Origin of the sequence: Yersinia aldovae ATCC 35236 (assembly GCF_000173735.1) — a bacterium.
GTDB classification, from domain to species: Bacteria; Pseudomonadota; Gammaproteobacteria; order Enterobacterales; family Enterobacteriaceae; genus Yersinia; species Yersinia aldovae.
Map to the genome: position 1 here is coordinate 1 of NZ_ACCB01000124.1, position 339 is coordinate 339.

Consider the following 339-nt stretch of genomic DNA (forward strand, 5'->3'; position numbering starts at 1 on the left):
GTGCGAGAAAATTTACCCTGATAAAACGGTTCTGAAAGCCGTGCCAATACCTTGGGGGGCATACCCGTGCCGGTGTCGATCACCTCAATACTGAACATGTTTTTGCCGTCCACTTGCAACAATGAGCACTCAATCAATACCATGCCGGCATGAGTGTGCTTAATGGCATTGCTGACAACATTATTCAGTGCCTGAGAGAGCAGGGTGCCATCGATCAGGTGGGGCAGAAAATACTGTTTTGACAGGTAGCGGACCTGAAGTGTGGTGGTGTGTGTTTCGGCAAAACTGATAAACAGTTTGACCGTGGTATCGCACAATTCAGCCAGTAAATGCGGTTGT

The 339-nt window shown here is 48.4% G+C and carries 1 protein-coding gene; it reads right to left on the reverse strand.

Features of this window, described 5'->3' with window-relative positions:
• On the reverse strand, positions 1–339 hold a 339-nt coding region (locus YALDO0001_RS19535; RefSeq protein WP_042840691.1), incomplete at both ends, for a sensor histidine kinase.